Here is a 24,259-nt window from a genome sequence, read left to right as displayed (position 1 = left end):
GTCGAAATACCAGACTCCGGCCGGGCAGTTCTGTTTAATGAAGATGGATCACAGCCACGCCGATTGGCCTGAATCGGCACGGACGTAAAGAGGGACTTGTGGAAGACAGGAAGCTGCGGATCGCAGCTGTTGGAGATGAACTGCTGGCCGGGCTGGGCGATCCCAGGGCCCTCGGCTGGCTGGGCCGCGTGTTGGCCCGCACTCCGCAGGACGGCATGGTCATGGAAGCGTATGCCCTCCCCTGTCCCCAGGAAGGAACGGAGGGGCTGGCTGCCCGCTGGCAGGAGGAGGCCGGGCGGCGGTTCGGTGACCAGCACGAGAACCGCCTGGTGATTGGCCTCTCGGGCCGGGACATCGAGTTCGGCCTGTCCACCGCCCGGAGCCGCCTGAACCTGGCCAACATCCTGGATACGGCCACGCAGAACCGGATCGAGGTGTTTGTGGTGGGCCCGCCGCCCACGCTGGACCCGGTACAGAACCGCCGGCTCGCTGATCTGAACACAGCCTTCGCTGACGTCACCACCAGGCGCAAGCACCTCTATGTGGACACGTTCTCCCCGCTGCTGAACCACGAACAGTGGCGCCAGGACCTTGCGGCCAACACCGGCACGCCCGGGCAGGCGGGCTATGGCCTGATGGCCTGGCTGGTCCTCCACCGTGGCTGGTTCCAGTGGCTGGGCATGGACGCCCCCGAGTAGGCTTCGCCAACCCTTCGAGTCGCGATATATCTTGACAGGTCCAGCGGTCCGTTATATCTTGGGGTATCAGTCACGATATATCGCGGTTTTGGAGGATTCATGACAGAGGACAGCTGGACCGTCACCGGTCCGCAAACCATCGACGTTGACCACGTCCGGTCGCTGAAGCTGGGCATGGTCCGCGGCAGGTTCGACGTCGTCACCCACGCCGACGCCGTGGCCCGTGTGGAGATCAACGACGTCCAGGGCGATCCCGTGTCGGTGACACTGACAGACGGCCGGCTCGAGGTCCGCCATCAGCTGCACGGCCCCCAGGGCTGGTTCAAGAACCTGATGGGCACGGTCAACCACAACAGCAACAACTCAGCGGTGATCAGCATCGCCCTGCCGGCCGGCGTCGAGGTGGAGGCCGGCACGGTCAGCGGCGATGGCCTCGTGTCCGGAATCAGCGGGCGCACGCGGCTCAATACCGTCTCGGGTTCTGTGATGGCAGACGGCACATCCGGGGAACTTCACGTCAACACCGTCAGCGGCGAGGTCATCGCGCGAAACCACGACGGCGTCCTGACCGCCAAGAGTGTCTCCGGCGAGGTCACCGCATCCGGCCGGTTCAGCAACATCCGGGCTCACACGGTCAGCGGCGACATGAGTTTTGACCTGCTCGGCTTTACCCACGACTTCGGTGCCAATTCAGTCTCCGGCGACCTCACCATCAGGCTGCCGCACGACGTCGGGGTGGACATCGTGGCGAAGTCTGCCAGCGGCGTTGTGGTAATTGATGACCAGCAGTACTCGCAGCCCGGCGGCAAGGTGGAAACCATTGCCGGACCGGACGGGAAGCTGATGCTGGTCCGGACCAACTCGGTGTCCGGCAAAACGTCCATCTTCCATGGCCAGCCGGCCCGCAATGACGACGCAAGTAGCCCGGAAGCGGGGCACTGATGCCTCCGGTGTTCGCCCACGGTGCGCTCCGGCTGTACCTGCTCGCACTGCTGGAATCAGGGCCTAAGCATGGCTATGAACTGATCAAAGCCCTCAGCGAACGGTTCGGCGGCACCTACTCCCCCAGCGCGGGAACCATCTATCCGCGGCTGGGGAAGCTGGAGGAAGAAGGGCTCGTCGCCACCGAGCCTGTTGGCCGCCGCACCAACTACCGCATCACCGCGGCGGGGCTTGCCGAACTCAACAAGCGCCGGGAGGAACTCGCCGGAGTCGAGAACGACATTTCCGCTTCCGTCCGCCGTCTGGCGGACAACCTGCGGGCGGATATCCGCGCCAACATGCGCGGGTTGCGGGCAGACCTGGCAGCCACCGCAGAGGCAGCCCGTTCCACGGCGCGGGCCGCCGATTTCAGGAAAGCCGGCCGCCAGTCTTCGGAAGGGTTCCGGGAGCTGAAGGAAGCGGAGATGCTGCTGCAGGCGTTCCGGGACGACCTGCGCGTGGAACTGCGGCTGCAGGCCACCCGGCAGCCGCTCAGCGCCGTCACGCTGGAAACTGTCAGGACCGTGCTGGACCAGGCGCGCATCTCCATCCGCAACTCACTGCCCGGCTGAGCTGCCCGGCTGAGCCGACGGACTGCGCCGCCGGATCAGTGTTGCCCCCGGTCATAGCCCGTTTCGGTTTCGCGGCGTGTCCCATGGTGTGGGAGACTTGAGGGCAGCTCTTTTGAGTACCAACATTTAAGGAGGCCAGCTATGAGCAAGCGTGCACGTAAACGTCGTGACCGTAAGCGTGGCGGCGCGAACCACGGGAAGCGCCCCAACGCCTAAGCTAAAGCTTGGAAAACGGTTTAAGCGAAGGACCCCGGAAGCCACACGGCTTCCGGGGTCCTTCGTCTTTGCGCTGTTCTTTGCGCCTGCAGTACTGCTGGCGGGCATCCCCTCAGTTACGCATTCCCGCCGTCAGGCGTCCACGCGGTCAGGCGTCCACGCGGCCACGTGTCCTTCCTGGCGGGTATCGCTTGCGTCAGGCGTCCACCGGGCGGATCGCGTGGATCCGGTCCAGGATGGCGTTCTTCAGGTTCTCCGGAGCGGCCTCGGTGCACGAGCGCTTCACCATGGTGCGGATCACACACTCCAGGTCATACTCCTCCGTGCACTCAGGGCACTCATCAAGGTGGGTCTTGATTTCCGTGATGTCCTCGCGGGTCAATGCCCCGTCGAGGTATTCGTAGATGCGTTGCATCCGGGCGTCATCGCAGTCGCCCAATCCCTGGCAGTCGCTCATTTCCTGTTCTCCTGTTGTGTGTTCGCGGCCGTGTCCTGTGATTCGACGGCGCCTTTGAATCCTCGTTCGGCGGCATAGTCCGCCAGCATGTCCCGCAACATTTTCCTGCCGCGGTGAAGCCGTGACATCACAGTCCCGATGGGCGTGTTCATGATGTCCGAGATCTCCCTGTACGCGAAGCCCTCGACGTCGGCGAAGTAAACCGCCAGCCGGAACTCCTCGGGGATTGCCTGGAGGGCCCGCTTGACGTCCGAGTCAGGCAGGTGGTCCAGGGCCTCAGCTTCGGCCGACCTCAGGCCGCGCGACGTGTGCGACTCGGCCCTGGCCAGCTGCCAGTCCTCGATGGTGTCCGAGTTCGACTGCAGCGGTTCGCGCTGCCGCTTGCGGTAGAGGTTGATGTACGTGTTGGTCAGGATCCGGTACAGCCAGGCCTTGAGGTTGGTGCCGGGCTTGTACTGGTGGAACGCTGAGAACGCCTTGGTGTAGGCCTCCTGGACCAGGTCTTCCGCATCCGCGGGGTTCCTGGCCATCCGCATGGCGGCCGAGTAGAGCTGATCCACGTACTGCATGGCATCACGCTCAAAACGGACCCGTCGTTCTTCCGCTGATTCGGTGGCCACATCCACAGGTTGCTCGGCGGGCGCAGGCTCAGCCGGTAGAGGGACATCCCCTGCAGGCTGCGCGTCTGCAGGCTGCGAGTCACTCCCTGCCGGCGCGTCGCTGCTGGCATTGGCCTCGCTGCTTGTTTTGGCTTCGCGTTCGGAGGCCTTATACATGGCCTCGAGGGCCGGATCCAGGGTGCTCATTGCGTTCAAGTCTACTGTCACGGCCTTGGCGCGCGGCGTTCCGTACTCCGGAGGATTGGATTCCAGAGTCTGCAGTGCTACGGGTCCGGCGGGTTCCGTCCCGTCCTTCAGTAACCTCAAGGGCAACTCCAGTCTGTGTCAGGCCATGGTGTTCCGGGCAAATACGTGCCGGGCAATCCATGATGAGTCAATTCGTCCGATGTTCGGCGGACCCGCAATCCATAACCGCTGGCGGCAGGCAAATATTCCTCAAAAGTGCAAGACTAGAACGGACTCCGCCGCATTCGGTGCGGTTCGTCCAGCCAGGAGGAAATCCATGTCCTTTGTCCGCACTCTCGCCCGCCCCATGCTGGCTTCCAGTTTCGTAGTCGCCGGACTGGACAAGCTGAAGAATGCCGATGACACCGCCACCCAGCTCTCGCCGCTCCTGCAGAAGGCAGCCGCGTCGCTGCCGTTCCAGGCCGACGAAAAGATGCTGGCACGGGTGATCGGAGGAACGCAGGTGGGTGCAGGCGTACTGTTCGGCCTGGGCAAGTTCAGCCGCCTCTCGGCAACGCTGCTGACAGTCATCTCGCTCCTGAACACCTTTGTGGAATGGCGCAGCGCAGACATCAGCACCAAGGAAGGCCGCCAGGCCCGCCGGAACCAGCTGCTCAAGAACATTTCCCTCAGCGGCGGCGCCCTGCTGGCCTCGGTGGACACCGCTGGCAAGCCGGGCCTGGCCTGGCGTGCCGGGCACCTCGCCGCGGACGCCCGGAAGAGCGCCGCCGGCGCCCGCAAGACCACCGGCCAAAAGCTTAACAAGGCAGACAAGGCCGTGCGCCGCGCCGTCGAACACGCAACGGGGGCGTAAGGACGGATGACCGGTTCCACCCCGCCCGCAGCCACCGACTCACACAGCTCCACCGGCACCGTTCCGCACTGGCCGGCCCCCTTCGCCAGCAGGCCCATCAACGCCACCGTCACGGTGCCGGGTTCAAAATCCCTGACCAACCGGTTCCTGGTGCTGGCCGCGCTGGCTGACGGGCCGTCCCGCCTCCGCGCCCCCCTGCATTCCCGGGACTCTGCGTTGATGATCGACGCCCTCCGCCAGTTGGGAGCCACCATCACGGAGGTGCCCGGCGACGGCGCGTTCGGGCCGGACCTTGAGGTCATGCCCCTGAGCCGGGAGGCGCCGTCGTCACGGACGCACATTGACTGCGGCCTCGCCGGAACAGTAATGCGTTTTGTTCCGCCGCTTGCGGCGTTGCGCAACGGCGTGAGCGTGTTCGACGGCGACCCCCACGCCCGGAAGCGTCCCATGGGCACCATCATCGAGGCCCTGAAAGCTCTCGGGGTTGCCCTGACGGCGGACGACGGCGGGACCCCCTCGTCGCTGCCGTTCACCGTGGAAGGCACTGGGGAAGTCCGGGGCGGCCACCTGGTGATCGATGCCAGTGCGTCGTCACAGTTCGTCTCGGCCCTCTTGCTGGTCGGCGCCAGGTTTACCGACGGACTCCACCTGGAGCACGTGGGCAAACCGGTGCCGAGCCTGGACCACATCAACATGACCGTTGCAGTACTCCGGGGCGTCGGTGTATCAATTGACGATTCCGTGCCGAACCACTGGGTAGTGGCACCAGGCCCCATCCGCGCCTTTGACCAGCGCATTGAGCAGGACCTCTCCAACGCCGGCCCGTTCCTGGCCGCCGCGCTGGCCTCCGGCGGCACCGTCCGGATCCCGGACTGGCCCGCCGGCACCACCCAGGTGGGAGACCTCTGGCGCAGCATCCTGGCGGACATGGGCGCGGACGTCAGCCTGGCTGACGGCGTCCTGACCGTCACTGCCGGGCCAGAGATCAAGGGTGCGGATTTTGACGAAACCAGCGAACTCGCCCCTACCGTGGCGGCCCTCTGCGCCCTGGCCAGCGGACCTTCACGGCTGACCGGCATCGCGCACCTTCGCGGCCACGAGACGGACCGGTTGGCCGCGCTGGTCACCGAAATCAACCGCCTCGGCGGCGACGCGGAGGAGACCAGCGACGGTCTGGTGATCCGCCCGGCAAAGTTGCACGCCGGCGTCGTCCACAGCTACGCGGACCATAGAATGGCCACCGCCGGTGCCATCCTCGGCCTCGCGGTGCCGGGCATCGAAGTCCAGGACATCGCTACCACTGCCAAGACCATGCCGGAATTCCCGCAGATGTGGGCCGACATGCTGGCCCAGGGCGCGGCTGCCGCCGACGGCATGGAAGGTTCGCCCGGTGGCACGCAGCACTGATTCCTGGGACGAGTCCGACGTCCGGATCCGGCCCAGCAAAAAGGGCTCCCGGCCGCGCACGAAGGACCGCCCCAGCCACGACGACGCCGTCACGGGCCGCATCATCACCGTGGACCGCGGCCGGTACACCGCCGTCGTCGGCGAAGACTCGGGCGACGAGCGGATCATCATCGCAGCCAGGGCCCGCGAACTCCGCCGCTCCCCCGTGGTTGCCGGCGACTTCGTCTCCCTCGTTGGAGATGTCTCCGGGGAACCCGACACGCTGGCCCGCCTGGTCCGGATCCAGGACCGCAGGACCCTGCTGCGCCGCAGCGCCGATGACACTGATCCGATCGAGCGTGCGGTGGTGGCCAACGCAGATCAGTTGGTGGTGGTGGTGGCCGCCGCAAACCCGGAGCCGCGCACAGGCTTCATCGACCGCGCCCTGGTGGCCGCTTACGACGCCGGCATTGAGCCGCTGCTGCTCGTCACCAAGGCGGACGTCAAGGATCCGGCGGAACTGCTGTCCAACTACGAGCACCTGGACTTCCCGGTGATCATCAGCCGCACGTCGGACTCCGAAGCCTCAGGTATCGATGCCCGCTCCGACGACGGCCTCTCGGCCCGCCTGGACAGTGACGCAGTTTCGCAGCTCCGCGCGTACCTCGAGGGCAAGGTCTCGGTGATGCTGGGTCATTCCGGCGTGGGCAAGTCAACCATGGTCAATGCGCTCACCGGGGCCGAACGGGCCACCGGTGGTGTGAACGCCGTGACCGGCCGCGGCCGCCACACGTCGTCGTCGGCCCTAGCCCTGAAGCTGACCGGAGCTCCCGCCGGAAGCTGGATCATCGACACCCCTGGCATCCGTTCGTTCGGCCTGGCCCACGTGGACCCGGACCGGATCCTGCGGTCCTTCCCGGACCTGGAGCCGGGTACGGATGCCTGCGAGCGTGGCTGCAAGCACAACACCGCGGCCGTCAACTGCGGCGTGGATGCCTGGGTGTCCGCCGGCCACGCGGGCCCCACCGGCCCGGCCCGGCTCGCGTCCCTGCGACGGCTGCTGGGCACGGATCCCCGCCTGGTGGGCCAGGAAACCAAGGAACTCGGCAGCATCGGCTAGACGGGACGCCGATGTCCCCAACACTGCGGCCCTGAGACGGTAGTTTGGAACCATGATCCAACCCGCTTCGAGCTACAACGATGACTTGCGCCTTGCCCATGTGCTGGCAGATTCCGTGGATGACCAGACCATGAGCCGCTTCAAGGCACTGGACCTCCGCATCGAGACCAAGCCGGACCTGACGCCGGTAACGGACGCGGACAAGTCCGCGGAGGAAGCCATCCGCGGCCAGCTGTCCCGCTCGCGTCCGCGCGACGCCGTGCTGGGCGAGGAATTCGGCAGTTCGGGCCATGGCTCCCGCCGCTGGATCATTGATCCCATCGACGGCACCAAGAACTTTGTCCGCGGCGTCCCGGTTTGGGCCACCCTGATCGCCCTCGTGGACGAAGGCGAACCCGTGGTGGGAGTGGTCAGCGCGCCCGCGCTGGGCAAACGCTGGTGGGCCGCCAAGGGTTCCGGCGCGTACATGGGCAAGTCCCTCGCCGCCGCAACGCGGCTCCGCGTCTCCGACGTCTCCAAACTTTCGGATGCCTCCCTGTCCTACTCCAGCCTGGGCGGCTGGAAGGAACGCGGCAACCTGGATGAGTTCCTGGGCCTGACCGAGGACGTGTGGCGCACGCGCGCCTACGGCGATTTCTGGTCCTACTGCATGGTGGCCGAAGGTTCCGTGGACATCGCCTGCGAGCCCGAACTGAACCTGTACGATATGGCTGCCCTGGTGCCCATCGTAGTGGAAGCCGGCGGCCGCTTCACCTCCTTGGAGGGACAGGACGGGCCGTTCGGCGGCAACGCCCTGGCCACGAACTCCATCCTGCACTCAGAGGTGCTCAAGCGGCTGAACCCGGATCTGGACGATCTCCTCTAGGCACTTTCTTCGAATTATCGACGGCGGACGCCTCCTCAAGGGGGCGTCCGCCGTCGTATCTTCGACAAATGAGGCTGTTCCTCAAACGCGTAACAAAGTCCTTAACATTGGGCCGAGCTTCCTTTCTGCAGCGGCGGATGTTCTACGCTTCTTAACAGGTCACGAGTGCCAGCGCGAAACCCCGGTTTGCTGGCCGGCAACCCTCCATTCGCGGTGGGGTGCCCCGGGTGACGACCAGGCCGGTCCGGAATGGACACGGCAAGCGCGGATTCCCGTTACCGGGAGTCCTTCTAGAGTGAGGTCTCCGTGACAACTGCCACTGTCTCCCCCAACACTGTTTCTCCCAGCAACGCCGCCCCCGCCAATGCCACTGCGCTGATCCACGATGACGCCGCTATTGCAGGGCGCCCCCTCTCTGCGGTCACCGGGGCGGAAATCCAGGCACCGCTGATCCAGGGCGGCCATGTCCGGTACGCGAACCTGGACTACGGCGCATCCGCTCCCGCCCTCTCCGTCGTGTCGGCCTACCTCAACGAGATCCTGCCGTTCTACGCCAGCGTCCATCGCGGCGCCGGCTACGCGTCGCAGATCAGCACCTCCGTCTACGAGAACGCCCGGGACATCGTGCGCGACTTTGTGGGCGGGCGCCCGGACGACTCCGTCATCTTCACCCGGAACACCACCGACTCGCTGAACCTGCTGGCGGGTTGCCTGCCGGCGACGGACGGACGGCCCAATGGCGATGTCCTCTACTTGGACATCGAACACCATGCCAACCTGCTTCCGTGGCAGGGAGTCCCGCACCGCAGCGTTGTCGCCGCGGACACCATCGTGGGGACCATCGAGGTCCTCCGCGCCGAACTTGAGCAGGGCAACGTCAGCCTCCTCGCGGTCACGGGCGCCTCCAACGTCACCGGCGAGATCCTCCCGATCAAGGCCCTGGCCGCCCTCGCCCATGAGTACGGAGCGCGGATCGTGGTGGACGCCGCGCAGCTGGCGCCGCACCGGCGCATCAATATCAGCACCGACGACGTCGACTACCTCGCCTTCTCCGGGCACAAGCTCTACGCGCCGTTCGGCTCCGGCGTCCTGGTGGGCCGCACCGACTGGCTCGACGCCGGCACGCCCCACCTGGCCGGCGGCGGCGCCGTCCGCGAGGCCAGGCTCGACGGCGTCAGCTGGGCCACCGGCCCGGCCCGGCACGAGGGCGGCTCCCCCAACGTCCTCGGCGCGGCCACCCTGGCCCGCGCCACCCAGGTCATCGCGTCCCTGGACCACGACCGCTGGCACGCCCACGAGGCAGCCATCAGGTCATTCCTGGTGGAAGGGCTCGGGAAGATCGACGGCGTCACCGTGCACCAGATCTTCTCGGACACGGACGCTGAAGCGGGCACCATCGGCGTGGTGAACTTCTCCGTGGCAGGGTACGACGCCGGGCTTGTGGCCGCGTACCTGTCGGCCGAGCATGGCGTTGGCCTCCGGGACGGCCGCTTCTGCGCGCACCCGCTGCTCAAGCGCCTCGGCCTTCCCTCCGGTTCCCTGCGGGCCAGCTTCGGCGTGGGCTCACGGCTGGAGGATGCCCAGCGCCTCCTTGCCGGCCTGGAGCAACTCCGCCGGACCGGCCTGGGCTGGGACTACGTGGTGGACGCGGGCCGCTGGGTTCCGGCCAACGACTCCCGCACGTACCCTCACTGGGCTCCCAACACCCCGGGCACCGCCGGCGCAGCTCCGTGCCTTGACGACTGACTGACGCTTTCCTCCCCTGGTTCCTGACCTGACCGCTGCCTGACTGCCGCCTGCCCCAGCGGCTGCGGCCCATGCGGTAAATTCGAAGGATACCGATGGGCACAGTTGAAGGAGGCCGCACGTGGCACGGGGTGGCCCCAGACTTGAGCACGGACGCCGCCTGGAACTCGGACAGAGTTTCCAGGACGGCGGCGAACATTACCAGCGCGTACGCCCTGGCTACCCTGCCGACTCAGCGGACTGGCTGATCCCTGCCGGGGCCACGGACGCCGTGGACGTGGGCGCCGGAACCGGCAAGTTCACCGCCCTTCTGCTGGAACGCAGCCTGGCGGTTTCCGCCGTGGATCCGTCGCCGGACATGCTCGAACAGCTGCGGGCCCACTACGCGGCGGCGGACGCGACGCAGGGGACGGCAGAGGCGACGGGACTCGCTGACTCCTCGTTCGACGTCGTAAGCGTGGCGCAGGCCTGGCACTGGTGCGATCCGTTGCAGGCGAGCACCGAACTGGCGCGGATCCTGCGGCCCGGCGGAACTCTGGGGCTGATCTGGAACCAGCTGGACACGTCCGTTCCGTGGGTGCACCGGTTGTCCCGCATCATGCACGCGGGCGACGTCTACAAGCCCGGGTTCCGCCCGGTGGTGGGGCCGGAGTTTGAAGGCCTCGAGAGCCATGTGACGCGGTGGGAGGACAGCCTCAGCACGGCGGACATCATGGAACTGACGAAGTCCCGCAGCTACTACCTGCGCGCCGGCGAAGCCACGCGCGGCAAGGTCCTCGCCAACCTCGACTGGTACCTGCACGAACACCTGGGGCACGCCGCCGAAGAGGAGATCAGCCTGCCGTACCTGACTTTGACGTGGCGGGCCACGAAGGCGTGACGGGCGCTGACCACCGGGTAGGCTTGGAAACGTGAAGACCAGCGCGCCCTCCTCCTCGATCGAGGACTACGTCAAGGTCATCTACGGCTTCACGGAGTGGCAGGACAAACCCATCACGTCCTCGCAGCTCGCGCAGCGCCTGGGGGTGGCCAATTCCTCGGTCTCGGAGATGGTCCGCAAGCTCAAGGACCAGGGCCTGGTGGACCACAAGCCATACAGCGCCATCACCCTTACAGACTCCGGGGTCCGGCTGGCATTGTCCATGGTGCGCCGGCACCGGCTCATTGAGACCTACCTGGTGCAGGAGCTTGGTTACAGCTGGGACGAAGTCCACGACGAAGCCGAACTGCTGGAGCACGCGGTGTCGGACACGTTTATTGAGCGTATGGCGGCAAAACTGGGCAACCCGCAACGTGACCCGCACGGTGACCCGATCCCCGCCGCGGACGGCACCGTGCGCCTGCCCGAGGCCCACCTCCTCGGCGAACTCGATCCCGGGCACACCGGCCGGATCACCCGTATCAGCGACGAGAACCCTGATCTGCTGCGGTATCTTTCCGCCGAGGAAATCGACCTCGACGACGAGGTCGAGGTAGTGGGCCGTAAGCCGTTTGGCGGAGCGCTGGTGGTGCGGATCAGCAACGCCGGCAGGAAGCGGGACTACGATCTCGCGGATGAAGTCACCGCGGCGCTCTGGGTCCACAGTGACCACCCCCATACCGGCTGCACCTTCAGCGGCAGCTGAATGACGAACGCCCGCGTTCCGCACTGGCGGGCCTGGCTGGCCGTGGCGGCAGGCGGCCTCGCCGGAACGGAACTCCGGTACGGGCTGGGACTCGCCTTTCCGGAAACCGTGGGGGCAATGCCCTGGACCACCCTGGCCATCAACGTCACCGGAAGTTTTGTGCTGGCTGCCCTCACTACGGTCTGGATGGCCCGGCCGCAGACGGCATTCTGGCTCCGCGCCGGCCTGGGGCCCGGATTCCTGGGCTCGTTCACCACGTTCTCAGCAGTCGTTTTCTCGAGTGACCAGCTGTCCAGGGCCGGCGAACATCCCGTGTGGATCGCCTACCTGGGGCTATCCCTGCTGCTGGGACTGGGCGGCGCGGCCGGTGGCTGGCGGACCGGACGGCTACTCACCGACCGGCTGCAGGGTGACCGGGCGGGGACAGCGCCGTGATGGGCGCGGTCCTGGTGGGAGTGTTCGGCATGGCGGGCGCCCTGCTGCGCTTCGCCGTCGACAGCTGGTTCGCCCACCGCGAGGGGCTCCGCACGGCCGTCAGCCCGAGCGGTAGGCTGCGGCACTGGCCGTGGGCCACGCTCACCGTCAACGTCACCGGGTGCCTGATCATCGGACTGTCCATCGGCATCACCGGACGGCTCGGCCTTGCCCCCGAGTGGCAGACCGCTGTCGCCACCGGCCTGGCGGGCGGGCTCACCACGTTCAGCTCCTGGACCACCGCCACGGTGCGGCTCCTGAGCGAGTCGCGGTTCAGTGCCGCCGCCCTGAACATCGGCGCCAACCTGGCCGCCGGATTTGCCGCGGCGGCTGTCGGCATCGCACTGGCGTCGTAAGGGACTCATTCAGGTTTGTCCCGGTCCCGTATCGTTGACTCTGATGATTAGCAGACGCGACGCGGCAATTGCCCTTGATGTACCGATGGAAATGGCCCAGCGCCATGGCATCCCGAAACGACTGACCGAGGCGGAGTTGGGCGAAATCCTGGACAACCCACCGGCATGGCTGATCCAGTCGCGGGCCAACCGGACCGGCAAGCGTCCGGTCTGGGTGCATCTGGAATGTGCCGTCTGCGGCTACGAGGAAGCGGCCCGGCCCAAAAAATGGTGGCCGGAATTCACGTATGTGGTGTGCGAGCACCATGCCCCGGACGAGGTGCCGCCGCTGAGGCCGGGCCTCATCCGGAGCGAGTTCGACGGCGTCGGGACCCGTTTCGTGGGCATCGCGGACGTTGCAGTTCCGGACTGATTCCGGGCATTACATTCGGGGCTGAACAGGCGTATTTTACGAAGTGGGACGCAGCCCGTCCCACGTCGTAAGGAGCATGCCATGCCGGACAAGTCACCACACCAGCAGCTGCACAAGAAGCCGGTCAAAACCATCAAGGAAAAACGCGCGGAAAAGAAGGCCAAGAGCCCGATTGAAGGCCCGCAGGACCCGGTAGCGCACCTGAAGAAGCGCCGGTAGCGGGTTACCCGTTCCCGGCCATCTCTTCGGGCACTGCCACAATGTCCACTTCCTGGCCGTCCCTCAGCACTCGAATCGGCAGCGGCTGGCCGATCGCATCGGCGAACAGCAGCTTCTGCAGGCTCTCGGCGTTGCTGACGGGGCGGCTTCCGGCTGTCAGGATGACGTCACCCGCCCGCAGGCCCCCGCGGTCTGCAGGCGAACCGGCCAGAACCTCCACCACGCGCAGCCCGTCCCTTTGTCCCGTCCTGATCACTGCGCTGGCATTGAGCCGGAAAGGTGTGCTGACCACGCCGAGATAAGCCCGCCTGACACGGCCGTCCTTCAGCAGCGCTGAGATGATGCGCCGCGTGGTGGTGTTGATGGGCACGGCCAGGCCCAGCCCCGCTCCGGCCACTGCGGTATTAATTCCCACGATGCGGCCGTGCGTATCGGCCAGTGCTCCGCCGGAACTGCCGGCATTGAGTGCTGCGTCGGTCTGGATGACGTCCTCGATCACGCGCCGGTTGCCACTGGACCATACCGGAATGGCACGGCCCAGGCCGCTGACCACACCCGCTGTAACTGATCCGGCCAGGCCCAGCGGATTCCCCACCGCAATGACCAGCTGGCCCACCCGCAACGTCTCGGCATCGCCGAACTGCGCCGGGGCCACTTTCGGTGCCCTGCCGTGGAGCACCGCGAGGTCGGACAAAGGATCCGCCCCCACCAGTTCAAGATCGGTCCGGCTGCCGTCAGCAAAGGCGGCATGGCCTTGATGGGTGCCGGCCACCACATGCGAATTGGTGAGCAGGTAGCCGTCTTCAGTGAAGAGCACCGCCGAGCCTGCGCCCATGCGGAACCGGCCGTTACGGCGGTTGCCGGTCATTTCAATGGCCGCAACATGCGGGGTGACCGTCTCAGCCACGCGCATGACGGTCTCCGAATACGAGTCCAGCGGACCGTCGTCGGCCGCTGCATTGGGTTCCTGCGCCTGTTCCATGGCACACCTCCTGGCTGGCGTTGCTGCCCCCGGCTTCCAGACCTGCTGCTGCGCCGGAGCTTATTGGCGACAACCACGGGGTAGCACCGCGTAGTCCCGGAAAAGCTACGCCGTGGGTGAACAGGGCACTCAACACCGCGCTTAAATGCCAGAAGACCCGGACGCGGGTCCGGGTCTTCTGGCAATGTCTTGCGACATTCAAAATGTGGAGATGGGGGGAATTGAACCCCCGTCCGATGTTGTGTTAACAGGGCTTCTCCGGGCGCAGTTTGCGTCGGACTTTCTCGGCCCCAGCCCTCCTGCAAACAGGTGGCTGATCCGGGCCCAGTCATCTAAGAGTCCCGTTTGCCCCGATGACGGAGGCAAGCAGCAGTGGCTATCTAAATGACGCCAGGATCCGGGGCAATAGCAACCTCGGGCTGACGGACTGTCTTACTGCTTAGGCAGCGAGAGCGAAGTCAGTGCGGTTTGATTTGGCACTTATTGGTTTGCAGACAGCGTTTACGAGATAATTCTGCATCCTCGGCCCGCTTCACCTGTCGCGACTAACATCGTCGAAACCGATCATCCCCGTATTTTGTTTTCAAACCGGCCGGGCTGTGCACGCACAAATCCCTGCCGGACTATCTATCATAACGCATGCCCGGCGGAAATCATTCCTACCTGCGGTTGCGTTCCCGGACCTCGCGAAGGGCTTCGCGGTTGTCCTGCTGCTCACGCAGGGTCTGGCGCTTGTCGTACTCCCGCTTACCGCGTGCGACGCCGATCTCCACCTTGGCCCGGCCATCGAGGAAGTACAGCTGCAGCGGCACCACTGTGAAGCCGGACTCCCGGATCTTCACGGAGATCTTGTTGAGCTCTTCACGGTGCAGCAACAGCTTCCGACGGCGGCGTGCGGAGTGATTGGTCCAGCTCCCCTGGTTGTACTCCGGGATATGGATGCCCTCCATCCACAGCTCGTCGTTATAGAACGTGCAGAAACCGTCCACCATGGAGGCGTGGCCTTCGCGCAGCGACTTGACCTCGGTCCCCATCAGGGCGATGCCGGCCTCGTAGGTATCCAGCACGTGGTAGTCATGCCGGGCCTTGCGGTTGGTGGCCACTACTTTACGGCCACTTTCTTTGGGCACGGTGGAACTCCTCAGTTCTTGGATCCTGGTTGGCTCCGGCCGTTCCGGCGCGGAGTCATACCAGTGTACGGCAGGCGCGGACCGGCGTTACAGCAGCCGCATCGGGTCCACTGCGGCCCCGTTGAGCCAGGTTTCAAAGTGTGCGTGGCAGCCCGTTGAGTTGCCAGTGCTGCCCGAGTAGGCGATGAGCTGCCCGGCGGAAACCTGCTGGCCGTTGGAGACCACGACGCTGGCGTTGTGGTAAACAATAGTGGTCAGCGAGTTGCCCTGCACCACTCCGTGGGAGAGCTTCACGCGCCAGCCGCCGCCGTCGGCGGAGTTCCAGCCTGAGGAGAAGACCTCGCCGGCTGCCCCTGCGTAGACCGGAGTGCCGCAGGCGGCGCCGAAGTCGATGCCGGTGTGGAGGTAACCGCCGGTGCCGTAGAAGTCGATGGTTCCCGGCGGGGTTGAGCGCCAGCCAAAGCCGGAGGTGATGGGCACGTCGCCCGAGAAGGGATGCCGCAAGCCAAAGGCCGACGGCGATCCGGTCACCGGGGCGTACGGCTGCTCGGCCTGGCCCTGCGCCCGTGCGGCGGCAGCAGCAGCCTCAGCGAGGCGGCGCTGCTCTGCTTCCCAGGCCTCCCGGAGTCTGCGGTCACGTTCGGCGATCTCGTTGGCTATGGCGTTCTGGCTTGCTGCAACCGCCGCCATTTGGGACTGAATGCCAGGTTTCGCTGCCTGGAGTTCAGCGTCAAGTCTTGTTGTGTCGGCGATCAGCTGGTCAACCTGGGCCTTCTTGGCAGCCGCCTCGTCACGGGCAGCCTTTTCCCGTTCCAAGGCGGCGTCTGCCTTGGCTTTGAGGTCCCTGATTTCTGCCTCAACGGCTTCGAGCCGGGCCTGCGAGTTCACATTTGTGGCGCTTTGCTGGGACAGCTTGTCCATGGCGGCGTTCTGGCTGCGCATGGCCTGGTCCGCGAGGTCCATGGTGTCGGTCAGGCTGCCGCCGTTGTTTGCCCCGAAGAAGAGGGTCAGGTTCGACGGCACGCCTCCGGACTTATAGGCCTGGGTGGCGATCTGGCCGATCAGCTTCTTGGTGTCCGCGATCTTCTGCTTGTCAGCCTCAAGCTGCTGGGTGATTATGGCCTTATTCTGCTGTGCAAGGTCAACCCGCGCCGTCAGGGCTTCGACTTCCTTGACCGCACTGGCCACGCGCCCCTGGGCCTCCAGGAGTGCCTGCTGGGCGCCCGGCAGCTGGCCTTGGTAGATCACTAGGTCGCCGGCGGCCTTCGCGATGCGTGAGTCCACGAATTCCAGGGACTGCTGAACCCGGGCCGCCTCAGCTTCGAGGGCGGCACGCTTGTCATCGAGCTCATCGGCGTGCGCCACCGGGGCTGACGCACCCATGCTGGCGGCGAGGAGCAGGGCCAGGAGGCCACTGATCAGGCCGGCGCGGCGGCCTGCAGGTCGTCGGCGTTCGGCCCGGTGCCGGGGCGCAGTTCGGTGCAATTCGTTCATCAGGATTCCTTGTTCGGTTTGCACAGCCTAAACCTTCAAATATCTGCGCAAGGTCAAGAGAGACGAAATTCCTGCCAAAGATCCGCCAAGGATCAGCAAGGCTGGCGCAAGAATCAGCGTCTGGCCCGGTGAGATAAACGCCGTGTCCGGATACTGCTTGGACAGGTATTCCCCCAGGAAGAAGTGCGCCACGGCCCACAGCGTGCCGGATGCCAGGGCGGCGCCGATCACCGCCGCAATCACGCCCTCGAGGATGAACGGCAGCTGGATGACGATCTTGGAAGCGCCCACCAGCCGCATGATCCCGGTCTCGCGGCGGCGGCTGAAGGCCGAGAGCCTGATGGTGGTGGCGATCAGGAGGATGGCGCAGACAATCATCACGCCGGCGATGCTGACGGCCACTAGGGAAGCGGCGTTCATGGCGGAGAAGAGCCGCTCGAGCAACTGGCGCTGGTCAATGACGGTTTCGACGCCCGGCTGCGAGGAGAACGTCTCGCTGATGATCTGGTATTTTTCCGGATCCTTCATGTTGATCCGGAAGGATGACGGGAGCTGGTCCGGCGTGACGGAATCGACGATGGGAGAATTGGAGAACTGGTCCTTGAAGTGCTTGTAGGCCTCTTCATTGGACTCGTACTGGAAATCGTTGACGTACTGGGCCACGGCGGGTGATTCGAGCAGGGTCTGCAGGTTGTCCTGCTGCTCCGGCGTGACCGGCCCGGTGGCGCAACCGGCCGCCGTCGAACCGTCACTGCAGAGGAAGATGGCAACCTGGACTTTGTCGTACCAGTAGCCCTTCATCTGGTTGATCTGGAGCTGCAGCATGCCTGCGGCACCAACGAACGTCAGTGAGACGAAGGTGACCAGGATGACCGAGACCACCATGGAGACGTTGCGCCGCAGGCCACTGCCGATCTCACCGAGGACAAAAGCCAACCTCATCGCTGCTCCTCCCCTGCGCCCGGATTGCGTTCCCCTAATGCGTGCGGCTGGGATTCGTCCCGGCCGCTGGCGTCCCTGAGCCGGCGGGACTGGCCCACCACGGGGATCATCGAGGTATACAAAGCTTTGGCCTCGTCGCGGATGACGATGCCGTTCCTGAGCTCTACAACGCGCTTGCGCATCTCGTTGACGATGTCGTCGTCGTGCGTGGCCATGACCACCGTGGTGCCGTTCTGGTTGATCTTGTCCAGCACGCCCATGATGCCCATGGAGGTGGTGGGGTCCAGGTTGCCGGTGGGTTCATCGGCGAGGAGGATGCCGGGGCGGTTGACTACGGCACGGGCGATGGCCACACGCTGCTGCTCGCCGCCGGAAAGCTCATGCGGAAGGCGGTTTTCCTTGCCTTCCAGGCCCACGGTCTTCAGGACTTCGGGGACGGTGTCGCGGATGACGCTGCGGCTCTTGCCGATGACCTGCATCGCGAAGGCTACGTTGGCGAACACGCTCTTCTGCGGAAGGAGCCGGAAGTCCTGGAAGACCACGCCGATGCCGCGGCGGAGCCTGGGCACGCGCCAGCTGGAGATCTTGGCGACGTTTTGCCCGGCGACGTACACGGCGCCCGAGGAGGCCCGGTCTTCCTTCAGCACCAGCCGCAGGAACGTGGACTTTCCGGATCCGGAAGCGCCGACGAGGAAGGCAAATTCACCACGGTCAATCTCAAGGCTGACATCGTCCAGCGCAGGCCGGGCCGTATGGTCGTAGACCTTGGTGACATTTTCGAATCGGATCATGGCCCTAATTACCCTGCAGGGCACGGCTGATACAGCCCAGATCTGCAGCCGGAGCACGGGCATTCGTTTGGGGGAAGTAGAGCTCCGGCTCCTCGACTATACGCAGGCTTTTGGCCGGTTTTCGGGGGCTTCGGGGGTGTGTCGCGCGATCAGGCCTACCGGGTAGGCACAGCAGCTACGACTTCTCGGCGTTCCGGTTGTCGGTGCGCCAGCGGATCCCGGCGTCGATGAAGTCGTCAATTTCGCCGTCGAACACGGCGGAGGTGTTGCCTACCTCGTGTTCGGTCCTGAGGTCCTTGACCATCTGGTACGGGTTCAGGACGTAGGAGCGCATCTGATCGCCCCAGGATGCCTTGACATCGCCGGCGAACGCCTTCTTTTCGGCGTCCTCCTGCTCCTTCTTCAGGAGAAGGAGCCGGGACTGCAAAACGCGCAGGGCTGCTGCCCGGTTCTGGAGCTGCGACTTTTCGTTCTGCATCGACACCACGGTGCCGGTGGGGATGTGGGTCAACCGGACGGCGGAGTCGGTGGTGTTAACCGACTGCCCGCCGGGACCGGAGGACCTGAACACGTCCACACGGATCTCGTTGTCCGGTATGTCGATGGAGTCCGTTGACTCGATGAGCGGAATGACCTCGACGGCGGCGAAGGACGTCTGGCGGCGGCCCTGGTTGTCGAACGGGCTGATCCGCACCAGGCGGTGAGTCCCGGCTTCGACGCTGAGCGTGCCGAACGCATACGGTGCCTTGACTTCGAACGTTGCGGACTTCAGTCCCGCCTCTTCGGCGTAGGAGGTGTCCATGACGGTGGTGGGGTACCCGTGGCGTTCGGCCCAGCGAAGGTACATACGCATGAGCATTTCGGCGAAGTCTGCGGCGTCCACGCCGCCGGCCCCGGCCCTGATGGACACCACGGCTTCACGTTCGTCGTACTCTCCCGAAAGCAGCGTCACTACCTCGAGTTCCTTCAGGGATTTCCTGATGGACTCCAGCTCGGTTGCAGCTTCGCCCATGGAATCGGCGTCATCCTCGTCCTGGCCAAGCTCCACCAGCACTTCCAGGTCATCGATCCGCGATACCAGCCGGTTCAGCCGCTCCAGCTCGGACTGGCGGTGCGACAGGCGGGAGGTGATCTTCTGCGCCGCGGCGGGGTCATCCCACAGGTCAGGCTCGCCGGCGCGTTCGCTCAGTTCGGCGATGTCTTCCTTCAGAGCCTCAACATCGCTGACTCGCTCGATGGAGGTGTAGGTGGCGCGAAGAGCGCGGATTTCTGCGGAAAAATCAATATTGGCCATGGTCGTTTAAGCCTACGCTATCCGGCCGGAGTGCCGGACTTCTCCTGGCTTCTCCGCTTCCGGTCAGCGCGTGAGCCGGGAACGGGCCGTGGAGGCCGCTTCAATTCTGATGCCATCAGGCACCAGGAAGTTCACCACCGGAGGGTGGACAACAGCGCTGAGAACCACGACGGCGGTGGACCCGTCAGGGCTGCCGGTCGCCGCTGAAACGGCTAACCCGTCGAACCGGGCCGACGACGGGCTCCGCGCGATAAAGTCGGCCGCAACGCTGCGGACGCGTCCAGGGCCCAGTACGGCTGAGGGGCTCCCGCCCTCTCCCCCGACCTCGCCCAAGGTGTAGCTGTCGGCGGCGGCCAGCGAGGCGCCGTCGGCCAGGGACAACAGCCGCTTGTGTTCGAGGTAGACGCTGGAGATGCCGATGACCACTGTGACCACCAAGAGGGCCAGCGCGACGTAGCCGATGATCATGACGGTCATCTGGCCGCCCTCACCTGGATCGCTCTGCGTGGCTTCGGGGATCGCTTTCTGCGTCACTTTTGGGTCACCGGAACCTGCCCACCAGTTGGGTGGACGAGGCTTCAACTTCGCTGGCCTTGAGCCTGAAGTCCTCGTTGAATGGCACGAAGGGCAGCGGGACAGTGAGGTTGACCGTGACGGTGATGGCCGTGCCCGCAGACTGGCAGTCGGCAGGGTCGCAGCGGGTGGATACGCGTGCCTGCTCGGCATCGTGGCCGAAGTCCGCGAGGGCGATGAGGGCTGCCCGTTCGGCAGCAGCCTCGGCAGACTCTGCATCCGGTTGGGCGACGAACACCTTCGCGGCCTGGTCGGCGGCGCCGACCACGGCGAAGGACCCACCCTGGATCTGTCCCACGGTGATGATGAAGTAGACCAATGGGACCATCAGGAGCAGCGCGAGGAAGGTGAATTCGACCACTGCACTCCCCTTTTCCCTGTGCTCGTTGCTGAGCGCCTCGCTGAATCGCTTGCGTAGGCGGGAACGCCAGGTGTTAGGGCTGGATGGCCGCATGGCCTTTCACCTCCAGCAGGTCCCGGGGGCCGATCAGCCCGATGACGGGCATCGGAGCCTTGATGGTCACTTCGAGGGTCCGCAGGCCCTGGAACGTCGCTTCGGCAGTTGTGATGTCCTGCGCGAACTCAGCGTTTAGGGAAGTCTCGATGAGCGTCGCCGCCCGTTCCTGGGCATCTGACGCTCCCCGGTCTGCGAGGGTTCCATAACGTGCCCCTGAGGCTGCCGCGTCGATCAGTGTGTTGCGGACGTGCAGGACCAGGGTCAGCTGGATTATCGCCAGAAAAAACATGGTGAGCAGGCCACCCACGAGGACGAAGTCCACGACGGCAGAACCGCGTTCATCCGTGCGCCAGCCCGGCTCAGCGCCGATCCGGGACTGGCACGGTTCCCGGCTGGGCATGCATTGGCTGGCGCCCAGCATGACTTACTTTCCGACCTTGTCCATGGCCTGGTTGAACATCGTTTCGAGGGCTGGGCCGGCGAGAGCCAGCAACCCCGCCACCAAAACTGCGGACATTAAGGTGATCATCACCCAACCGGGGACGTCGCCACGTTCCGGGTGGTCTTGTGCCGGCACGTCGGGATCCGTCGCTGCGTACCTCCGGCCTGACACAGTTTCACTGGTCCGTGCCCACAGGCCGGCCAGCAAAGCGAGGAGCAGCAGGCTGCCCGAGATTCCCATGTTTTTCATTTCGGTCCCATTCGTTGTGTAAATGACGCGGTGGAAGTCATGTGGCGGTTAGCGGCTGTGACGGCTTGGCGATGCTCATGGCTAAAGTCCAAGGCTGATGGCCGCGATGCCGGGGAACACTGCGAAAACCACTGTTAAGGGCAGTACACCAAAGACCAAAGGAACCATCATGGCAATTTCTTTCTTGCCCGCCGACTCCATGAGGTCCCGTTTTGCGGTGTCCCGGACGTCCTGGGCCTGAGCCCTCAGCACATCTGCCAAGGGTGTGCCCCGCTCGACCGCCACGATGATTCCGTCGACAAATCTGACGAGCGGCCCCAGATCTGTCCGCGAGGAAAACTCCTGGAGCGCTTCCACCAGCGGTTTTCCCGCTCTGGTCTCAGCAAGAATCTTGGAAAACTCCTTGGCCAGCTCGCCACTGGCACTGCGACAGACGCGGTCCAGGGCCCCCGTGGCACTTTCACCGGCACCGACAGCCAGGGCCATGAGCTCGGCAAGACTGGGAAACTCCGCCATCATCCGGGATTCCCGCCTGCTGATCTGGACGCCCAACCAGAAGTCACGGAAGAGAAAGCCGCCGAGCGCGCTTCCGAGGACGGCGACAACCGCGAGGAATGGACTGAACCGGCCGGCTACCGCGCCCAGCACCACCGCGGCCATGGCGGCGGCGAATCCAGCAGCGGCCCAGAGGAGCTGTTCGGCCCGGAAATCTATGGGTGATTTGTTGATGCCGGCTTGGGCGAGCCTGCGGGTCAGCGCCTTTGACCCTAGGTTCAGCTTCCCCAAGGCTGCGAGTCCGTCGTGGAGCAGGGGACGCACGATCCGGTCCAACGGTCCGAATGGCGTGGCGTTCTGTCCGCTGGCCCGCAGCAACCGCGATTCAAGGTTTTGCGATTTCAGCTGCGGATCGATGCGCTCGACGAATGTGAGCGGCCGCATAAAGGGCAACCGGACGAAGATCAGCCACAGGCCCGTCCCGAGGACGATGCCGCACACAATCGCAGCCGCCGAGATCCCGTTCATCGCAGCACCCGTTCGTCCTGCGGAAGGGCGCCGATGCGGAGCATGATGGAGTAGCAGACCAGCGACACCACGAGCCCGCCGAGGAGGACGCCGGCTCCCATGGGCGTGTTGTAGGCGTTCACGGCTTCAGGCCGGGTGGCCAGGAGGAGCATAACGATCCAGGGAGCGGCAACCGCGAGCCTGGCGGCGTTGACAGTCCAGGACTGCCGGGCCTCGAGCTCGCTGCGTGTCCGCGCATTTTCCCGGAGAAATTCCGCAAGGGTGCCCAACAGTTTCCCCAGGTCCGAACCGCCCACTTCACGGGTCAGCCTGAGTGCCTCGACGATCCGGTCCGCCACCGGGTCCGCCAGCCGGTCCTTGAGTTTATTAAGAGATGCATCGAATTGCCCGCCCGCGCGGTAGTCGGCTCCGAAGTCCCGGAAAACATGCCGAAGCTCCTCGGGGCCTTTCTCCCCCAGCTGGATCAGGGCCTCCGGCAGTGAAAGCCCGGCGCGGATGGCCGACCGCAGGTGGTCCACCACGTCCGGCCAGAGCTGGCGTAGGACGGCAGTTCTCCTGGTCGCCCGCCACCGGACAATGCTGACGGGCAGCCACCCGCCGAAAAGTCCGAAGCAGACGGATATAGGCCATGACCGGCTGACGACAAAGAGGATGAGAGCCACAAATATGCCCAGTCCCAGGCACGACGCGACGAGGCCCGTCCCGGTGACCTTTTCGATTCCGGCGGAGGCCAGCAGGTCCTCGAGGCGGCTGGCCCGCGGGCGGCGCTTCAGCGCTGCCGGCTTTTCCCAGAACGACCACCAGATCAGGAAGAGCCCGGCGCCCGCAAGCACCCCTACCAGAGGCGCCATCAGCGCGGCTCCAGCAGCGCCGCGACGTCGTACCCTGCCCGGGAAAACTTCTCCGCCGCGGGCATGGAGTTGGCCCGCGGCTGCAGCTGGCCGTCCTCCATGGCGAAAACCATGGAGGATTCGATGATGCCGTTTTCCACCCGCCGGCCGAGGGAAAGGATCTCGGTTACTTGGCGGCGGCCGTTGGCGTGCCGGCTGCAGTGGACCACGAGGTCGATGCAGGACGCCACCGTGGGGACGACGAAGGCAGACGAGATATTTTCACCGGCGAGTAGCGGAAGGGTACAGATCTTGGTCACAGCGTCGTGGGCTGAGTTTGCATGGACGGTGCACATCCCCGGAAGTCCACTATTTAAGGCGATGAGCATGTCCAGGCTTTCCGCTTCCCGTACCTCTCCCACCACTAGTCTGTCCGGGCGCATCCGGAGGGCTTCCTTTACAAGCCTGCGCAGTGGGATCTCGCCTTCGCCTTCGAGGTTGGGCTGCCTGCATTGGAGTCCGACGACGTCCCGGAGCGGGAACTGGAGTTCGAAAATTTCCTCGACCGTAATGACGCGCTCACGGCTGCCGATGCTCGCTGCCAGGCAGTTGAGCATGGTGGTCTTGCCCGCCTGGGTTGAGCCCGACACGAGGATGTTCAGTCCGCTGGACACCGCTGCACCGAGGAATCGGGCGGACTGTGGTGTCAGGGTTCCAAGCTCGACCAGGTGCTCCAGGCGGCTGGCCTTCACCACGAACTTGCGAATATTCACGGCCCAGTGCCTGCGGGTGACATCTGGAATAACTACGTGGAGTCTCGAACCATCAGGCAAGGCTGCGTCCACGAAGGGCGATGACATGTCCAGGCGGCGGCCGGAACTCTTCAACATGCGTTCCACGAGATCGCGAACCTGCTGGTCCGTGAGGCTGAGTGAGGTCAGTTCCGACTCGCCGTTCCTGGCCACGTAGATTTCGTTGGGCGCGTTGATCCAGACTTCCTCGATGGTCGGATCGTCCAGCAGCGGCTGAAGGACACCGAAGCCGGCCACCGCATCAAAGACAAACCTGCGGGCGGCCTCCAGCGGACCAATCGGAGGGAGCGGCCCCATCAGGGCCCGTTCGTCGTAGTCGCTGACAGCCGCCTCTACGAGACGACGGACCTCGCCCGCCTGCCGCAGTGGATCAAGACCCCGACGGCGGATCAGCTCGCGGACTTCGTCTTCCACGATTCGCACAGCGTCCATGTAGTTCCCCAATACAACTGCC

General features: G+C 65.2%; 30 protein-coding genes, 1 other RNA gene and 1 riboswitch. Of the genes, 15 read left to right on the top strand and 16 right to left on the bottom strand.

Translation table 11 applies throughout. From position 1 onward, the window contains the following. Positions 1-98 precede the first annotated feature (98 nt). The 4 genes from NG698_RS19160 to NG698_RS22000 all read left to right on the top strand — a co-directional run bounded on the left by NG698_RS19160 (position 99) and on the right by NG698_RS22000 (position 2,467). Positions 99-698 (top strand): GDSL-type esterase/lipase family protein, encoded by a 600-nt coding sequence (locus tag NG698_RS19160; protein ID WP_099093407.1) that lies wholly within the window; start codon positions 99-101, stop codon positions 696-698. A gap of 99 nt (positions 699-797) precedes the next feature. Further along, positions 798-1,640, top strand: a complete 843-nt coding sequence (locus tag NG698_RS19155) for a DUF4097 family beta strand repeat-containing protein (RefSeq protein ID WP_058931978.1) — start codon at positions 798-800, stop codon at positions 1,638-1,640. Continuing rightward, positions 1,640-2,251, top strand: a complete 612-nt coding sequence (locus NG698_RS19150) for a PadR family transcriptional regulator (RefSeq protein ID WP_104061139.1) — start codon at positions 1,640-1,642, stop codon at positions 2,249-2,251. Before NG698_RS19155 ends, NG698_RS19150 begins: the two co-directional genes overlap by 1 nt. A gap of 141 nt (positions 2,252-2,392) precedes the next feature. After that, positions 2,393-2,467, top strand: a complete 75-nt coding sequence (locus tag NG698_RS22000; RefSeq protein ID WP_104061284.1) for a 50S ribosomal protein bL37 — start codon at positions 2,393-2,395, stop codon at positions 2,465-2,467. Positions 2,468-2,663: 196 nt separating this feature from the next. Here the strand turns inward: NG698_RS22000 and rsrA are convergent, their stop codons facing one another. Then, positions 2,664-2,924: a mycothiol system anti-sigma-R factor gene (gene rsrA / locus NG698_RS19145; RefSeq protein ID WP_056343299.1), complete on the bottom strand. Its 261-nt coding sequence runs from the start codon at positions 2,922-2,924 to the stop codon at positions 2,664-2,666. Continuing rightward, the gene (locus NG698_RS19140; RefSeq protein WP_252611691.1) at positions 2,921-3,730 is read right to left on the bottom strand and encodes a sigma-70 family RNA polymerase sigma factor; all 810 of its coding nucleotides are present in this window, start codon (positions 3,728-3,730) and stop codon (positions 2,921-2,923) included. The genes rsrA and NG698_RS19140 overlap by 4 nt, the downstream gene beginning before the upstream one ends. Before the next feature lie 316 nt (positions 3,731-4,046). Between NG698_RS19140 and NG698_RS19135 the strand changes: the two genes are divergently transcribed. From NG698_RS19135 to NG698_RS19085, 11 genes are all read left to right on the top strand, one after another. Further along, positions 4,047-4,583, top strand: coding sequence for a DoxX family protein (locus tag NG698_RS19135; protein ID WP_252600117.1), 537 nt, complete (start codon positions 4,047-4,049; stop codon positions 4,581-4,583). Positions 4,584-4,589: 6 nt separating this feature from the next. Next, positions 4,590-5,990, top strand: coding sequence for a 3-phosphoshikimate 1-carboxyvinyltransferase (aroA, locus tag NG698_RS19130; protein WP_252611689.1), 1,401 nt, complete (start codon positions 4,590-4,592; stop codon positions 5,988-5,990). Then, positions 5,974-7,089, top strand: coding sequence for a ribosome small subunit-dependent GTPase A (gene rsgA, locus NG698_RS19125; RefSeq protein WP_058931974.1), 1,116 nt, complete (start codon positions 5,974-5,976; stop codon positions 7,087-7,089). Before aroA ends, rsgA begins: the two co-directional genes overlap by 17 nt. 52 nt (positions 7,090-7,141) lie before the next feature. Further along, on the top strand, positions 7,142-7,954 hold the full coding sequence (gene hisN, locus NG698_RS19120; RefSeq protein ID WP_104061136.1) for a histidinol-phosphatase: 813 nt from the start codon (positions 7,142-7,144) through the stop codon (positions 7,952-7,954). 157 nt (positions 7,955-8,111) lie between these two features. Next, positions 8,112-8,225, top strand: a riboswitch (SAM riboswitch). A 35-nt stretch (positions 8,226-8,260) separates the two neighbouring features. Further along, entirely contained in the window at positions 8,261-9,700 is a 1,440-nt protein-coding gene (locus tag NG698_RS19115; RefSeq protein ID WP_252611687.1) for an aminotransferase class V-fold PLP-dependent enzyme, read from the top strand. Between the two features lie 121 nt (positions 9,701-9,821). Next, positions 9,822-10,580, top strand: coding sequence for a class I SAM-dependent methyltransferase (locus tag NG698_RS19110; RefSeq protein ID WP_252611685.1), 759 nt, complete (start codon positions 9,822-9,824; stop codon positions 10,578-10,580). A gap of 31 nt (positions 10,581-10,611) precedes the next feature. Then, positions 10,612-11,325, top strand: coding sequence for a metal-dependent transcriptional regulator (locus NG698_RS19105; RefSeq protein WP_252611683.1), 714 nt, complete (start codon positions 10,612-10,614; stop codon positions 11,323-11,325). Continuing rightward, entirely contained in the window at positions 11,326-11,760 is a 435-nt protein-coding gene (locus tag NG698_RS19100) for a fluoride efflux transporter FluC (RefSeq protein WP_252611681.1), read from the top strand. It abuts the gene before it with no gap. Further along, positions 11,760-12,155, top strand: a complete 396-nt coding sequence (locus NG698_RS19095) for a fluoride efflux transporter FluC (protein ID WP_252600147.1) — start codon at positions 11,760-11,762, stop codon at positions 12,153-12,155. The genes NG698_RS19100 and NG698_RS19095 overlap by 1 nt, the downstream gene beginning before the upstream one ends. 43 nt (positions 12,156-12,198) lie before the next feature. Then, positions 12,199-12,567: a hypothetical protein gene (locus NG698_RS19090; RefSeq protein ID WP_056343264.1), complete on the top strand. Its 369-nt coding sequence runs from the start codon at positions 12,199-12,201 to the stop codon at positions 12,565-12,567. A gap of 81 nt (positions 12,568-12,648) precedes the next feature. Next, on the top strand, positions 12,649-12,786 hold the full coding sequence (locus NG698_RS19085) for a hypothetical protein (RefSeq protein ID WP_185260969.1): 138 nt from the start codon (positions 12,649-12,651) through the stop codon (positions 12,784-12,786). A 4-nt stretch (positions 12,787-12,790) separates the two neighbouring features. On the opposite strand, the gene NG698_RS19080 is transcribed toward NG698_RS19085, so the two are convergent. The 14 genes from NG698_RS19080 to NG698_RS19015 form a co-directional block, all read right to left on the bottom strand. After that, positions 12,791-13,768 (bottom strand): S1C family serine protease, encoded by a 978-nt coding sequence (locus tag NG698_RS19080; RefSeq protein WP_252611679.1) that lies wholly within the window; start codon positions 13,766-13,768, stop codon positions 12,791-12,793. 203 nt (positions 13,769-13,971) lie between these two features. Continuing rightward, positions 13,972-14,340, bottom strand: a transfer-messenger RNA (tmRNA) gene (ssrA, locus tag NG698_RS19075). Positions 14,341-14,427: 87 nt separating this feature from the next. Then, positions 14,428-14,898: an SsrA-binding protein SmpB gene (gene smpB / locus NG698_RS19070; RefSeq protein ID WP_056343258.1), complete on the bottom strand. Its 471-nt coding sequence runs from the start codon at positions 14,896-14,898 to the stop codon at positions 14,428-14,430. Between the two features lie 87 nt (positions 14,899-14,985). Beyond that, complete coding sequence (locus NG698_RS19065; protein WP_252611677.1) at positions 14,986-16,392, bottom strand: peptidoglycan DD-metalloendopeptidase family protein; 1,407 nt, start codon at positions 16,390-16,392, stop codon at positions 14,986-14,988. Between the two features lie 27 nt (positions 16,393-16,419). Continuing rightward, positions 16,420-17,334 carry a permease-like cell division protein FtsX gene (ftsX, locus tag NG698_RS19060; RefSeq protein WP_252611675.1) on the bottom strand — a complete coding sequence of 305 codons (915 nt, stop codon included), beginning with the start codon at positions 17,332-17,334 and terminating at the stop codon, positions 16,420-16,422. Further along, entirely contained in the window at positions 17,331-18,125 is a 795-nt protein-coding gene (gene ftsE / locus NG698_RS19055; RefSeq protein ID WP_252611673.1) for a cell division ATP-binding protein FtsE, read from the bottom strand. Before ftsE ends, ftsX begins: the two co-directional genes overlap by 4 nt. A gap of 175 nt (positions 18,126-18,300) precedes the next feature. After that, positions 18,301-19,419 carry a peptide chain release factor 2 gene (gene prfB, locus NG698_RS19050; RefSeq protein ID WP_058931963.1) on the bottom strand — a complete coding sequence of 373 codons (1,119 nt, stop codon included), beginning with the start codon at positions 19,417-19,419 and terminating at the stop codon, positions 18,301-18,303. Between the two features lie 63 nt (positions 19,420-19,482). After that, complete coding sequence (locus NG698_RS19045) at positions 19,483-19,896, bottom strand: pilus assembly protein TadG-related protein (RefSeq protein ID WP_252600148.1); 414 nt, start codon at positions 19,894-19,896, stop codon at positions 19,483-19,485. A 64-nt stretch (positions 19,897-19,960) separates the two neighbouring features. Further along, positions 19,961-20,353, bottom strand: a complete 393-nt coding sequence (locus NG698_RS19040) for a hypothetical protein (RefSeq protein WP_252611671.1) — start codon at positions 20,351-20,353, stop codon at positions 19,961-19,963. A gap of 73 nt (positions 20,354-20,426) precedes the next feature. Further along, on the bottom strand, positions 20,427-20,849 hold the full coding sequence (locus NG698_RS19035; RefSeq protein ID WP_252611720.1) for a TadE family protein: 423 nt from the start codon (positions 20,847-20,849) through the stop codon (positions 20,427-20,429). Positions 20,850-20,873: 24 nt separating this feature from the next. Continuing rightward, positions 20,874-21,140 (bottom strand): hypothetical protein, encoded by a 267-nt coding sequence (locus tag NG698_RS19030; RefSeq protein WP_252611669.1) that lies wholly within the window; start codon positions 21,138-21,140, stop codon positions 20,874-20,876. A gap of 81 nt (positions 21,141-21,221) precedes the next feature. Next, on the bottom strand, positions 21,222-22,163 hold the full coding sequence (locus NG698_RS19025) for a type II secretion system F family protein (protein ID WP_252611667.1): 942 nt from the start codon (positions 22,161-22,163) through the stop codon (positions 21,222-21,224). Further along, the gene (locus NG698_RS19020; RefSeq protein ID WP_252611665.1) at positions 22,160-23,014 is read right to left on the bottom strand and encodes a type II secretion system F family protein; all 855 of its coding nucleotides are present in this window, start codon (positions 23,012-23,014) and stop codon (positions 22,160-22,162) included. Before NG698_RS19020 ends, NG698_RS19025 begins: the two co-directional genes overlap by 4 nt. Then, positions 23,014-24,237: a TadA family conjugal transfer-associated ATPase gene (locus tag NG698_RS19015; RefSeq protein ID WP_056343673.1), complete on the bottom strand. Its 1,224-nt coding sequence runs from the start codon at positions 24,235-24,237 to the stop codon at positions 23,014-23,016. Before NG698_RS19015 ends, NG698_RS19020 begins: the two co-directional genes overlap by 1 nt. Between the last annotated feature and the right edge of the window lie 22 nt (positions 24,238-24,259).

Source organism: Pseudarthrobacter raffinosi (assembly GCF_023913735.1).
Lineage (GTDB): Bacteria > Actinomycetota > Actinomycetes > Actinomycetales > Micrococcaceae > Arthrobacter > Arthrobacter raffinosi.
This window is presented reverse-complemented; position numbering and strand designations above follow the sequence as displayed.